Raw genomic sequence first — 13,593 nt, 5'->3', positions numbered from 1 at the left:
CGCCTGGATCTCAACCAACGGCCGTCATTTGCCGATCCCGATGATGTTCATTTTCCAACGTAGCGTCTTTCCGGTATTTCGCTCGGCCTACCGCCGGTGGCCATGTCCGCGAACTCTGCGAACAGGCTGGATTGGCGGAAAGCGCGGGCGGCCATTTTCGCGCCATAGACGCTGATATGACCCGACTCATCCAGGCTGAAGGGAATATTGTCACGCGTCACATCAGACGGTACGCCGTCCACGTGGAACAAGGCGTCCCGGTCAAAGTACAGCACATTGGCAAACTGCGAAGCGAGCTCGGACAGCGCCTGATTGGCAGCCCTCGCCGACTCGTCCCGTTGCTTGTGAAAGCGTGAGATATCAAACGAAGTATCGAACAACAGGCTGCGTTGATACATGTTCTTGACGTTGACATCAAAGTTGGTCGGCGCCGGCATAAGGATCACCAGCTCGGATTTTTCCGCTGCCATGGCAATGGCATCAAATACGCCCTGCATCTGCTGCTTGGCGTGGACCGCGCCCCACTGACCGGCGAAGACCACGAAATCATAGTCCGCCAGATTATCCACCAGATATTTCCGGTTGTAGAGGCACTGCTGATAACCACGCCCGGTATAGGGGCCGGTATATTCTCCGGTCAGGCTCGGGTAACACCAGTCGGTCGAGACCGAATCGATTTTCATCGATATGTGCTGGCCAATATCATCCCAGAAAGGATCGTAATGTCCCGCAAAGGAATCACCGAACAGCAGACCGTTCACGCGGGCTGATCGATCCCCCAGTTCACAGCCCAACCCGGCTTTACCTACCTCCAATTCGGGGAAGGTTTCGACGCTGTGAAAGCACCATCCACTCTGTTTCCAGGGCATTACCAGATCTGCTGTAGTGCGCCTGAACTCCTCGCTCATCCGGTCAGGAAATCCGTTCGCGACAAAGGTAATGGAAGCCAGAGCGCAAGCAGCGGCCACCGGCGCGCCGATTATTGCACGGGGCTTCAATGCCGGGGCGTAGCGTGGTTTCTTGCCCGCCATCCCCTCGATAAAGGTGAAGGACAGCCAGCCGGCGACCACAGAGGCTCCGACCGCGAATAGCACCCAGCGCATGTCGTGCTCAAGGCCGAAATAATACAACCATACCGCTATCGGCCAGTGCCATAGATACAGAGAGTAGGAAGTCTTGCCGAGAAACTGCGCCACAGGGTTGCCGGTGATCAGTGATTCGCTCTGGGAAGATGCGATTACCAGCACCGCTCCGAACACCGGCAGTGCGGCCAACCATCCCGGCCACTGAGTGCTGCCGCTGAAGCTTATTGCGCATACAACGATGATGCCCAACCCGGCGACTTCCATCGTTTTGCCGGTACGCCTGCCCACCGTCAGGGGATACAGATAGATCAGACTGCCTGCGAGCATTTCCCACATGCGCGTGGGTAGCAGGAAGAACGCGGAGGTCGGCCATTTCCCGGAGGCGTATACCGATAATGCGAAGGAAAACAGGGCCAGCGCCCACAGAAACCATCGGGTATTGGAAGCTGAAACCACTTGGCGCAGCGCGACGATGAGTACCGGATAAATGAGATAGAACTGCCATTCAACGGAAAGCGACCAGGTGTGCAGCAACCACTGATCGTGCGAGGCCTGCTCGAAATAGCCGGCCTGCTTCCAGAACAGGATATTGGATATAAAAGCCAGGCTCCCGAGTACTTCCTTGCCCAGCGCCTCGTAATCACGAGGTAATAGCAGGAACCAGCCTACGATAAGCAAAAACAGACAGACGAAGGCTAGCGCTGGGACAATGCGACGACAACGATCGAGATAAAAGCGCGGGATGGTAAAAGTGTTCTTTTCCATCCGGGAATAAATGATGCCGGTCATCAGAAAACCGGAAATGACGAAAAATACGTCGACCCCGATGAACCCGCCTCCCATGCCAAGCAAGCCGAAATGAAACAGCACTACCAGTACGACTGCTACGGCCCGAAGACCGTTTATATCTCTTCTGAATTCCACAGCTATCTCCCGCCACTTAACCAAAGGCGACCATCTCAAACAGGTGATTTATTCGAGAGTGCAAGAGCAACTATGGTGGAGAGATAGTCATCTTCTTCGTCCTTTAAGGGGGTGTCCCCGCCTGGAATCAACAAAACGTTACAAAGTATTGACCCGTCCCGTAAGCCATCGGTTCAGACGATAAGGCTGAGAGGTTAGCTTGATGGTTTCTTAAGAAGCAATGTCAAAGACGCTTAGGTTCTAAGCCTGTGAAACAGGTCGGTCGCGAAGTGACAACCAGGTACCAAATGACCATCGGAGAAAAACAAAGGAGAGGAAGAAGATCGGAGAAGGCTATGGGTGGCGGCCCTGCCAGCCACACCCCGGCACACGATATAACCGCTGTGGCTGCTCCCTTCCGGGCCTGACCAGGTTCACGGCGAATCATTGCGAGGGGACCGACAGGACCACCATAGCGTGCCCGTGCTTGACGGGCCGCGCTATTGTAACGGGTTGGCCGGAACTTACAACCCGCAGTCTCCACCGATACCACGGAACCTCTGCTAATCAGGCCCCTCAAACTCGTTCTCGCTCATCGCTTCGCCAGACAGGCCGAGCTGGGAGGTCTCGCGGGAGCCTCTGCCCGCGTTATCATGGCCCAGAGAACCCAATACACCGAAGCCGGTAGAATCAAGCCCGGCGAATGACTACAGGATCTTAATGCCCGACCCACGCCAAGCGCGCGACAACCTGCCGGATACTTCAGCCAAACGTCTGGTGGGGCTAAGCCTGCTTTTTATATGCCTGAGTGGCCTGGGCATCTGGGCTATCTATCTTCAGGTCCCGGATACCAGCCTGACCTTTGATTTCAGGCTGGTCAGTTGGCAGACGTTGCTTGCGGTGGCTGGCCTGCTCGGCACTTACTATCTGTCCGATGCGCTCCGCCTGTATTACACCCTGAAGGCACTGGATCAACAAATCGCGCTGAAAGAGGTGTTCCGATTGGTTTTCGTGAATATCTTCTTCTCGAATATAACGCCAATGGCAACTGGCGGGGGCGTGGCGCAGATCTGGTATCTGCGCCGGCACGGGGTCCGCCTGGGCACCGCCACCGCAGCCACGACCATACGGACCATCCTGGCGGTGATCTTCATTTTCGGGCTGACGCCAATCTTCCTGCTGACGCTCGACCACCTGAATAATCAGACCATCATCAGCCGGGTGGGTGGCCTGTTGGCGGTGATGATCATCGCTTATCTGAGCTTCTTCGCCATTCTGTTATTGCGGACGCGGCTGCTGATTCTTCCGATCAGCGCCGTACTGCGCCGAGCACATAGCCTCGGCCTGCTCAAGGAAGCACGACATCGCCATTGGCAGTACAAGGTACGCAGGGAAATGCTGCGCTTCTCGCACTCCTTCAGCGTTTATATGCGCGGCTCCAAACGCAACGTGTTGCTTTCCATCCTCTCCACTTTCGTTTTTCTACTCAGTCTCTTCAGCTTCCCTGCCCTGCTGATCTTTGCACTGGGTTACGATGTCGACTATCTGGTTACCATCGGCCTGTTAGTGGTAACCACCTTCGTCATGTACTTTGCGCCCACTCCAGGGGCGTCCGGCATATCGGAAGGGCTCTTTGGCAGCTTTTTCAGCACTATCCTGGGGGCCAACCACCTGGTACTGGTCACTATCGGTTGGCGGGTGCTTACGATTTATCTGGGTATGGTTGTAGGGCTATTGGTCATGCAACGGGAACTCAGCCGCAAAGGGCTTTCATGAAGCGCCGCAATATTCGACTCAAGGCCCTGTTTTACGTAAACGTTCTGACACTTCTGATATTGGTCAGCTACAAAATCTATCTGGCGCTGTACAAGCCCGACGTCGAAGCGGTTCATACCGAGCAATTGCTGGACATAGACGCGCGGCTGCAGGACCGCGACCGCTTTAGCTTCGCCGTGGTCGGCAACATGAATAATTCGGTGGGAATTTTCGAGCGGACATTCATACCCGAGCTGAATCAGTCAGGACTGGACTTCATGGTGTCTGCCGGAAACGCTGTCAGCAGCGGCGGCGAAGACAAGTACCGTTCCCTGCATGGCACACTCGAGAAACTCGAGATGCCTTTTCTGCTGACCTTCGGCGCCAATGAATATTCCAACTTCGGAAGCTTCCGCTTCTACGAAGATTTCGGGCCGCACCTGTATTCCGTGCGTGCCGCCAACACCCGACTCATCTTCCTCGACAGCACGGGCAAGACCCCCTACCGCTGGCAGCTGCATTGGCTTGGTGACCTGCTCGAACAGAGCGATGCCATGCATACCCTGGTGTTTACCGGCCACCCCCTGCTGCCGATAGAACGAAACCGGTTTTTCGTGCGTGACGACGATTACCTACAACCCGATGCGTTCCGCGCGGAGTTGTTGGAGCTGTTCCGCCGATATGAGGTTGATGTCGTGTTCTCGGCCAACCTGCCCGTGTTTTCCGAGCAGGTCCGCGATGGGACGCGCTTCATAACAACCGGGGGTGCCGGCGGACTCATACTCAATGACTCCGATAGCTTCCACCACTACGTTGAAGTAACGGTAACACCCGAATCAGTCGAGACCCGGCTCGTACCGCTGGTCACCGGCCAGCACCCTTTCTGGGCCACTATCGAAAGCCTGTGGTTCTTCTTTTATTCACTGTTTTACGTCGGCTTTGTCAATTTCCTGCTGCTCGTATCGCTATTGAGCCTGATCGCCATCCGCTTGTACCTGCTGCTCTTTACGGAGCGCAATTACTACCGGGATTTCGATATCAACCCGGCGCCCTGGCTCGACAAGCCCCTGCGCGTAGCCATGTTCACCAATAACTACCTTCCGTTCATTGGTGGCGTGCCTATTTCCATCGAGCGGCTACGCCTGGGTCTTCGGGACCTCGGCAACAAGGTATTGCTGGTTGCTCCGCGCTACCGCGACCAGCCTGATGATGAGCAGGACACACTGCGATTGCCCTCGCTGCTGGCCTTTGGCAAACCGGGCGACTTCAGGCTGGCCAATATCTTCCTGCCCCGCGTGCGCCGTCACTTACAGGCATTCAGGCCGGACATCATCCATGTGCACCATCCTATATGGGTCGGCTCGCTTGGTTTGTACCTGGGCAAGCGACTGGGAGTTCCGGTGGTGTACACCTACCACACCCGCCTCGAGCACTACGCACACTTCGTCCCGTTGCCTGGCGGCCTGTTCCGCAATTTCATCTCGCATGCATTGATCAAACGTTTCGCCAACAAGTGCGATGGGATTATCGTGCCGACCTACTCGGCGGAAGAATACTTGAGGATGATAGGCGTCAAGACACCTACCTATGTCCAGCCGACCGGCATCGAGTATCAGCGTTTTCTACAAACGGCACCGGAGAATGTCCGCGAGCTGCGTAAACAATTCGGAATCACAGACGAGGTCGTACTGGTGACGGTGTCGCGCCTGTCCAACGAGAAGAATCTGGATTTCATGATGGATGCTGCCGCAGCACTCAAACGAACCAGTAAACGCGCATTCCGGCTGCTGATTATTGGCGACGGACATCAGCGCGCTCGTCTCCAGCAACGCATCGACGACCTTGACCTGAGCGGGGCCGTGACCCTGTTAGGCAGCGTAGCCCCCGCTCAGATGCCGCTTTATTACCGTCTTGGCGACCTGTTCGTTTTTACGTCCAAGTCTGAAACGCAAGGCATGGTATTGCTCGAGGCGATGGCGGCGGGATTGGCCGTGGTAGCTGTGCGCTCCAGCGGCACCGATGATGTCATCAGAGAGGGCTTCAATGGCTACAAGACCGCTGGCAGTCAGTCCGCATGGGTTGCCAGGGTGGATGAGCTGATACAGGACGAAACGCTGCGCAGTCGTCTGGGTATTAACGCCCGGGATTTTGCCCAGGACTATTCCGTAGAGCGTTTCGCCCGGGAAGTTAAAAGCATTTACGCCGAAATTCTGGCCCGCACCTGATCCGTCAGAGTCACGGCCGACGCGGACGAACGCTGGCTACAAAGGCGAGGACAAACATCGCCAGAAACACCACAAAAAGTATCTTGGCGATACCGGTTGCAGTCCCTGCTATGCCGCCAAAACCCAGCACAGCGGCAACAATGGCAATTACCATGAAGGCGACAGCCCAACTTAGCATTCTTGCTCCTTGCGTCGACGCGGCGATCCAGCGCGCCTGCTCGATTGGTGAGATGAGCCTGACAGCTAGAATACCCAACGCGGTCCGGTCGTCTGCTCCGGCATCTCGCTGGTGGCTGATGCCGGCCGCGAATAGACAATCTGTTGAGAAAGCGTCGAAGCCTGCGGCTGCTGTGTGCTCGCACTGGTTTCGGCTCCCAACATCACCAACAGAGCAGCGCTGGCAAAAAGACCTTTGCCCAGCAGTAAAATCCCCCAATCACGCTGTTTCATTCTCATTCTCCTCCTGCCTGGTCAGGTAACCAGTCCTGACCTGGGCAAATGCCTGGTATCTGCGAACCACTCGCTGGCTCCAATCGCTCTATCGCGGGCTCATCGCCCTGAAAGCGGTGCTCCTGTGGATTCTCAATCCGATACAACAAGCGGGTTCCTTCACGCCCCATCTGATGTAACATCCTTCGTCTGTCGGCGAATCGAATCCTTGTGTGCTGCGCCTGGAAACGAGCCGGACGACGTTTTTAGGATGAACTTATAGTTATATTGGCAATATGCATGCCATCTTTTGATCTGTTTTAACTACAATGAAATCAATGGCTTAGGTGGGTATATACACAAGGCCAGCATGCAGCATGCATGATCCCCATCGAGTCGCCGTGCAGATTGCATGATCGCTCTATGCTCGCCATTAGATAGCCGGCCCGAACAGGAACAATGGAGACGATGGAACAGAAAAGCGGACGTATTCTTCTTGTAGATGACGAGGCAGCAATCCTTCGCACCTTCCGGTACTGCCTGGAAGACGAGGGTTACCAGGTCATCACCGCCAGCAGCGCGGCGCAGGCTGAAGCAGTGATCCAGCAACAGGTGTTCGACCTTTGTTTCCTCGATTTGCGACTCGGTGAAGATAATGGGCTGGATGTCCTGGCTCATATGCGTATACAGGCGCCCTGGATGCGCGTGGTGATCGTTACCGCGCATTCAGCTGTCGATTCAGCTGTTAACGCAATGCATGCCGGCGCGACTGATTATCTGGTCAAACCATGCAGCCCTGATCAGCTACGTCTGGCCGCCGCCAAGCAGCTTGAAGTGCGCCAGCTGGCTGCGCGTCTGGAAGCACTCGAAGGCGAAGTGCGCAAACGTAGCGACAGCGTCACCTCACGCTGTCCCGCGATGATGGGGATCATCGAAACCGCCCGCCAGGTGGCTACCACGGACGCCAACATCCTCATCCTTGGTGAATCCGGAACCGGTAAGGGCGAGCTTGCCAGAGCGATACACGGTTGGAGCAAGCGCGCCGAGAAGGCTTTCGTCACGATCAACTGCCCGTCCCTGACCGGCGACTTGATGGAAAGCGAACTGTTCGGTCATACCCGTGGGGCATTTACCGGTGCCAACGAAAGCACGCTAGGCCGCGTCAGCCAGGCTGACGGCGGCACCCTGTTCCTCGATGAGGTGGGTGATTTCCCGCTGGCCATTCAACCGAAGTTGCTACGCTTTATCCAGGACAAGGAATATGAGCGCATCGGTGATCCGGTTACCCGGCATGCCAACGTACGGATTCTCGCTGCCACCAATCTTGACCTGTCGGAGATGGTGCAAAACGGTCAGTTCCGCGAGGACCTTTACTACCGGCTCAATGTGATCACCATCACCCTGCTGCCGCTACGCGAGCGTCCCGAGGATATTCTGGATCTGGCAGACAGATTCCTCGCGCACTTCGTTAACGAATATGCCCGCCCTGCGAAGAATTTCAGCGAGCAGGCCAGGCAGGCGCTCCTTGCCTATAAGTGGCCGGGAAATATCCGTGAACTACGTAACGTCATCGAACGGGCGACCATCATCTGCGGTGAAGACCTGGTGCAACTGAGCCACCTCGGATTAGCGGAGCCGGCTGCCAGCAGCGCACCGCGTATCGGCGCCGACATGAGCCTGGTTGAACTGGAGCGAGCGCATATCGCTGCGGTACTGGCCAACAGCTCGACGCTTGAGCAGGCCGCGAAAACACTCGGCATCGACGCCTCTACGCTCTACCGCAAGCGTAAGCAACTGGATCTATGAATCTGCGTAGCCGCCTTTTCCTGAGTACCAGTGCACTGCTGACGGTTGCTCTGCTGGGCCTGCTTCTGGGTATTTTCGGTGTTCTGCAGCTGACCAAGGCCCAGACGCAGGCAATGACCCGCAATATCGGATTCATCCATGCAACGATGAACATGCATGAGCAGGTCGGTAATCAGACCGTGCTGATGGTGTCCGACGACGCCGAGCCCGAAGCAATCAGGGCCGCAGACGAAGCTTTCCGGCAATCACTCGAGCTGGCACGTCAAAGCGCGATGGATGAAGCCGACAAGATTGAAGTCGAGGAGATCGCCCACAGCTACGAATACTTCAGCGAACTCATGGACCGCCCCGTTGGTGCCAGGCAAGCCCTGCTGAGCACTGACGAATTTAGCCAGGCGCTGGCTACGCTTCGACAACGCATCAACCGCGTACAGGCGCACTATCTATCGGATGTAGAGCGCGCTGAAACCCGCTCCAGGGACCGCGCCTGGCTGATGGCCTCGCTGCTGGGGCTAATCGGTCTTGCGGTGCTGCTGATCGGTTTCATTACCGCGCACAGCATCGCACACCGATTCGGCCGGCCGATTGAAGCGCTTGCCGAAGCGGCTGACCAGATCGGTCGTGGCGATTTCAAGGTGATCCTGCCGATCTCCCCTATTGCCGAACTTTCCGCCCTGAGCCGCCGCTTCGGCAGCATGGCCGAGGCCCTGCGCGAGTTCAAGCACAGCGATTTCGAGGCGCTGCAGTCCGAGCAGCGACGCTTGCGCGCGGTACTCGACAGTATCAACGACGGGCTGTTGATCATTGGCCGTGACGGCCGGGTGGAACATTTCAATCCGGTTGCCCAGCGTCAGCTTGACTGGGACAGCGAGCACATCGGCTTAAGCCCGGGCGCTGCGTTAAACAAGCCCGAGCTCGACGAACAACTCAATCAGGTCCTCAACGCCGGGCTGCTTGACCATGCAATTGAAGACCTGTGCATTGAAGCCAACGGTGAGACGCGCCTGCTGGCCTACAGTCTGGCTGCATTCGGCCAGCAGCACGGGCAGATTCAGGGTGCGGTAATGGTGATGCGCGACGTGACTGAACAACGCGCCTTTGAGCGGGTACGCAGTGAATTCGTCCTGCGAGCATCCCACGAACTGCGGACCCCGGTTACCGGCATGCACATGGCGTTTTCGCTGCTGCAGGAACAGCTCCGGGAGGTCGGGCCGCGCCAACAGGAGCTGGTGCAAACCGTTGACCAGGAGATGCGCCGGCTGGTCAAGCTGATCAACGATCTGCTGAATTTCTCGCGCTATCAGAATGGCGTGCAGAAGATCGAGCTACACCCCTGTGACGTTGCCGAACTGCTTGAACACACCCGCCAACGTAACGCGGCTCAGGTGGAGGAGTATAACGTGGAGCTTGAGGTGGATATCCCCGAGCCGCTGCCCCACGTACCCATGGATCGCCTGCAGATCGAACGCGTGCTGGACAACCTGATTGGCAATGCGCTCAGACACAGCAAGACCTGTGGCTGCATCACCCTGCAGGCGTGGCGACAGGGCGAGCGGGTCATCATCAGCGTCAAGGACGACGGCGAAGGCATTCCCTATAGCCAGCAGGCCCGCGTGTTCGAACCCTTCGTGCAGGTTGGCCGCAAGAAAGGCGGCGCCGGGCTGGGATTGGCATTGTGCAAGGAAATCGTGCAGCTGCACGGCGGCCACATCGGCGTGCATTCACGACCCGAACAAGGCGCCCAGTTCTACCTGGCTCTGCCGCTCTGAGCGCCACGGCGCGCGGCGGCGTCCAGCAGCCAGGCCTACCGACACGCCAGCCACGCTGGCGTGTCGGCGCGCACTCCGTCGAGCCCGGTGACTGTTCGACCGCTTCAGGAAAACTCACAGCAGCCAGGACACCATAAACGGGATATACACCAAGGCGAACAGAGTGCTCAGCAGAGCAGTGCCTGCAACCTGCTGCGGCGCGATGTCGAGAAGATTGGCAATGACTACGGTATTGGCTGCAATGGGCGTAAAGGATATGAGCAGCACTGCCTGGTACGCAGCCATATCGTAGATGTGCAGGAATTGGCTATCGACCCACCAGAAACACAGCGCCAGCGCAGGCCAGGCGATGAACTTGCCGAAGAACGCCAATGCGGTGAAACGAACATTCCCCGCCAGGCCCTGAAAACTGAGAATACTCATGCCGATAATCATCATGCCGAACACGCTGTATGCACCGCGCAGATTGTCGAACAGGGGCACGAAGGTCAGCGGAATCTCGACCTGACTCAGGTTAAGCAGCACAGCCAGGAAAAACGCGTACAGCGAGGGCAGCCTAGACACCTTGATCAGGCAGTCGCGCACGCCAAACCGTCCACGTGCTGCGAGATAAAAGCCCACCGAACTTTCGTAAAGCGTCGTACCCAGCATACAAACGATATACAGGGCCAAGCCCTGTTCGCCGAACAGCAGCAACGCCGCAGGCACGCCAAAATACCCGGTGTTGCCGGTACCGACTGAAAGCGGGATCAGGCTGGCGCTGCCATCGGTCAGTACCCGTCGCGCGATAACCAGATGACCAATGCCGATGATGGAACAGAAACCCAGCACCAGAAACGGCAGCAGCACTACCTCGAGGCTCAAAGGCGCGCTCATCACACCGGAAAACACCACTGACGGCGTAACGATATACAACATGATGCCCGCGATATGCCTGCCGCTTGCCTGGAGATAGCGGCCAGCAATCCAGCCCAAAGCGACCGTCACATACAGCGGCAGCAGCGTATAAAACAACCCCACAACCGCAGCCAGCACGATCGTCAGCCCTGGCTGATCAGATAGACACGCTCGTTCAAGCAGGTCATGCCCTGCTGCTTGAATACCTGGTGCGCTTCGAGCACGGGTTGGTCCTCCAGCAAACGGATCTCGCAACCGTCAAACAATCTGCGGACTTCATTATCGGTTACCGCAAAGGGTGGACCGGCGCGCTCATGCTGGGGGTAATCCAGCGTTACCAGCAGCATCTTCCAGCCTGCAGGCAGAATGCGCCGCATATGCTCGACGTAGTCGGCGCGCATGGGCTCTGGCAGAGCGATCAGCGCTGCCCGGTCATATACGCCTGCGACCGCTGCGACCTGTTCTTCACGCAGAGCAAAGTAATCACCACAATAGAACCGGTACGGCTGCACCTGTGCCGCGCTGAACGGACCGGACGCCTGCCATTGCAGCGTGATGCCCGCTTCTCCAGCAAAGGCCTCGAGTGCCGTGCGCGCAAGCTCGACGCCAATAACGTGGTGCCCCTGACGGGCAAGCCAGATCATGTCCAGACTCTTGCCGCACAAGGGCACCAGCACCTCGGCGCCCGAAGGCAGCTCAAGCGAAGACCACCAGCGGCTCAGCAGCGGATTGATGTCCGCCTTGTGAAATCCCGTCTCGCCCCGTTCCCAACGTTCCTGCCAGAAATCCGCGTCCATCACGCCTCCCCTCGTTCCCATAGCCGCGATTCACTTACACCGATGCGCTCGCAGCATTCTTAAATACCGATTGCAATGCCATGACTATACAGCAGATTTTTTTTGCGCTCTGACGTCGTAACGGCCCGGCAACGGGGTATAGTGGCTCGCGCAACTCACGACAGTGACGGACCTGCCCCAGATGGACTACATCAACACCCTTTTCATAGTCGGCGCGGTGTTAATCGGCGCGAGCATCCTTGCCAGTTCACTGTCTTCCCGCCTGGGAATCCCCCTGCTGCTGATCTTCCTGGTCATCGGCATGCTCGCCGGCGTCGATGGCCCAGGCGGAATCGTCTTTGACAATATAGACACTGCCTATCTGATCGGCAGCCTGGCGCTGGCAATTATCCTCCTCGATGGCGGTATGCGGACCCGGGTAGAGAATTTTCGCGTGGCGCTATGGCCTGCTGTCTCCCTGGCCAGCCTTGGCGTTCTGATCAGTGCGGTGCTGACGGGTTTACTGACAACCTGGTTACTCGAACTGCACTGGCTACAGGGCTTGTTGTTGGGGGCGATCGTTGGCTCGACAGATGCCGCTGCGGTGTTCTCACTGCTGCAGGGCAAGGGTCTCAACCTGAAACAGCGAGTCGGTGCGACGCTGGAAATCGAGTCAGGTTCCAACGACCCGATGGCGATATTCCTGACCATCACCCTGATCGAAATGCTGCGTACAGGCCAGGACAGCTTCGACTGGTCCTTCGCCCTGCTGTTGATCAAGCAATTCGGCATAGGCGGCCTGTGCGGCGTCATAGGCGGAGCCGTGCTGGCCTGGCTGGTCAACAAGGTGAATTTGGCGACGGGTCTTTATCCGCTGTTGATTACCAGTGGTGCCATTCTGGTATTTGGCGTGACCAACCATATCGGCGGCAGCGGCTTCCTGGCCATTTTTCTCGCGGGAGTGGTAATCGGCAACCGGCGAGTACGAAACCTGCAGAACATCCTGCACGTGCAGGACGGCATGGCATGGCTCAGCCAGATCGGGATGTTCTTGATGCTCGGCCTGCTGGTCACGCCGAGCGAAATGCTCCCCGTGGCCTGGCCAGCCATGTTTATCGCCATGTTCCTGATCCTGGTGGCACGGCCGATTGCCGTCCTCGTGTGTCTTATCCCCTTCGTATTTTCCTGGCGTGAGCGGCTGTTCATCAGCTGGGTGGGGCTGCGCGGCGCGGTACCGATCATCCTGGCGATATTTCCCTTGATGGCGGGGCTGGAACAGGCGCAGCTGTTATTCAATCTGGCGTTTGTGGTGGTGCTGGTGTCACTGTTGCTGCAGGGGTCCACGCTGCCGATAGCAGCGCGGCTCTGCCGGGTAGAGATCCCGCCAGAGCCCGCGCCACTGCAACGCACCAGCCTGGATATCGCGGTCAACAACAACTACGAGCTTCTGATCTATCAGTTGGACAACGCCAACTGGTGCGTCGGGATTCCACTTCGGGCGTTGAAGATGCCTGACAACACGCGCATCGCCGCGCTGTTTCGCGGCAAGCACTTGTTACACCCAACCGGCAGTACCCGCCTGGCGTTGAATGACGTCTTGTGTGTGATCGGCAGGCCGCGGGATCTGCCTACCCTGTCCAAGTTGTTCAGCCAGACCCGGACGCCCAGCTATCTGGAGAACCGGCAGTTCTTCGGGGACTTCATTCTGGAGGGCGACGCCCGACTTGACGACGTGGGCGCTTTCTATGGTTTCAGGGTTGACCCGGACATCGCCGAGATGACCCTGTCCGCGTTTTTCAGCAAACAACAGGGTGGCCACCCTGTTGTGGGCGACACCGTTGAGTGGCAGGACCACACCTGGGTGGTCGCTGCTGTAGAGCAGGACAGGGTCCTGAAGATTGGCCTCAAGCTGCGCGACGGCCCGGGCAGGCCGCCGCTGGGGTTCTAG

The 13,593-nt window shown here is 57.5% G+C and carries 10 protein-coding genes and 1 other RNA gene; 5 read left to right on the top strand and 6 right to left on the bottom strand.

The genetic code is table 11. From position 1 onward, the window contains the following. Window positions 1-47: 47 nt before the first annotated feature. The gene (locus HG264_RS01670) at window positions 48-2,009 is read right to left on the bottom strand and encodes an acyltransferase family protein (protein ID WP_169406030.1); all 1,962 of its coding nucleotides are present in this window, start codon (window positions 2,007-2,009) and stop codon (window positions 48-50) included. A gap of 346 nt (window positions 2,010-2,355) precedes the next feature. Next, an RNA gene (ffs, locus tag HG264_RS01665) (signal recognition particle sRNA small type) lies at window positions 2,356-2,452 on the bottom strand. Window positions 2,453-2,708: 256 nt separating this feature from the next. Between ffs and HG264_RS01660 the strand changes: the two genes are divergently transcribed. Together HG264_RS01660 and HG264_RS01655 are read left to right on the top strand one after the other, a co-directional pair. Continuing rightward, window positions 2,709-3,764 (top strand): lysylphosphatidylglycerol synthase transmembrane domain-containing protein, encoded by a 1,056-nt coding sequence (locus tag HG264_RS01660; RefSeq protein WP_169406029.1) that lies wholly within the window; start codon window positions 2,709-2,711, stop codon window positions 3,762-3,764. Beyond that, the gene (locus HG264_RS01655) at window positions 3,761-5,968 is read left to right on the top strand and encodes a glycosyltransferase (RefSeq protein WP_169406028.1); all 2,208 of its coding nucleotides are present in this window, start codon (window positions 3,761-3,763) and stop codon (window positions 5,966-5,968) included. Before HG264_RS01660 ends, HG264_RS01655 begins: the two co-directional genes overlap by 4 nt. A gap of 10 nt (window positions 5,969-5,978) precedes the next feature. Here HG264_RS01655 and HG264_RS01650 read toward each other — a convergent pair whose 3' ends face one another. Then, window positions 5,979-6,146, bottom strand: a complete 168-nt coding sequence (locus HG264_RS01650) for a DUF1328 domain-containing protein (RefSeq protein WP_169406027.1) — start codon at window positions 6,144-6,146, stop codon at window positions 5,979-5,981. A 65-nt stretch (window positions 6,147-6,211) separates the two neighbouring features. After that, window positions 6,212-6,418, bottom strand: coding sequence for a hypothetical protein (locus tag HG264_RS01645; RefSeq protein ID WP_169406026.1), 207 nt, complete (start codon window positions 6,416-6,418; stop codon window positions 6,212-6,214). Between the two features lie 438 nt (window positions 6,419-6,856). On the opposite strand from HG264_RS01645, the gene algB reads away from it, so the two are divergent. Both algB and HG264_RS01635 read left to right on the top strand, forming a co-directional pair. Further along, on the top strand, window positions 6,857-8,203 hold the full coding sequence (gene algB / locus HG264_RS01640) for a sigma-54-dependent response regulator transcription factor AlgB (protein ID WP_169406025.1): 1,347 nt from the start codon (window positions 6,857-6,859) through the stop codon (window positions 8,201-8,203). After that, entirely contained in the window at window positions 8,200-9,972 is a 1,773-nt protein-coding gene (locus tag HG264_RS01635) for an ATP-binding protein (protein WP_169406024.1), read from the top strand. Before algB ends, HG264_RS01635 begins: the two co-directional genes overlap by 4 nt. A gap of 114 nt (window positions 9,973-10,086) precedes the next feature. Here HG264_RS01635 and HG264_RS01630 read toward each other — a convergent pair whose 3' ends face one another. Both HG264_RS01630 and HG264_RS01625 read right to left on the bottom strand, forming a co-directional pair. Next, entirely contained in the window at window positions 10,087-11,004 is a 918-nt protein-coding gene (locus HG264_RS01630; RefSeq protein WP_169408974.1) for an AEC family transporter, read from the bottom strand. Window positions 11,005-11,012: 8 nt separating this feature from the next. Continuing rightward, complete coding sequence (locus tag HG264_RS01625) at window positions 11,013-11,666, bottom strand: thiopurine S-methyltransferase (RefSeq protein WP_169406023.1); 654 nt, start codon at window positions 11,664-11,666, stop codon at window positions 11,013-11,015. A gap of 181 nt (window positions 11,667-11,847) precedes the next feature. On the opposite strand from HG264_RS01625, the gene HG264_RS01620 reads away from it, so the two are divergent. After that, the gene (locus tag HG264_RS01620) at window positions 11,848-13,593 is read left to right on the top strand and encodes a potassium/proton antiporter (protein WP_169406022.1); all 1,746 of its coding nucleotides are present in this window, start codon (window positions 11,848-11,850) and stop codon (window positions 13,591-13,593) included.

The organism is Pseudomonas sp. gcc21 (assembly GCF_012844345.1).
In the GTDB taxonomy this organism is placed as follows: domain Bacteria; phylum Pseudomonadota; class Gammaproteobacteria; order Pseudomonadales; family Pseudomonadaceae; genus Halopseudomonas.
Note: the sequence above shows the minus strand (reverse complement) of the source record. Positions and strands in the feature narration are given on the sequence as shown.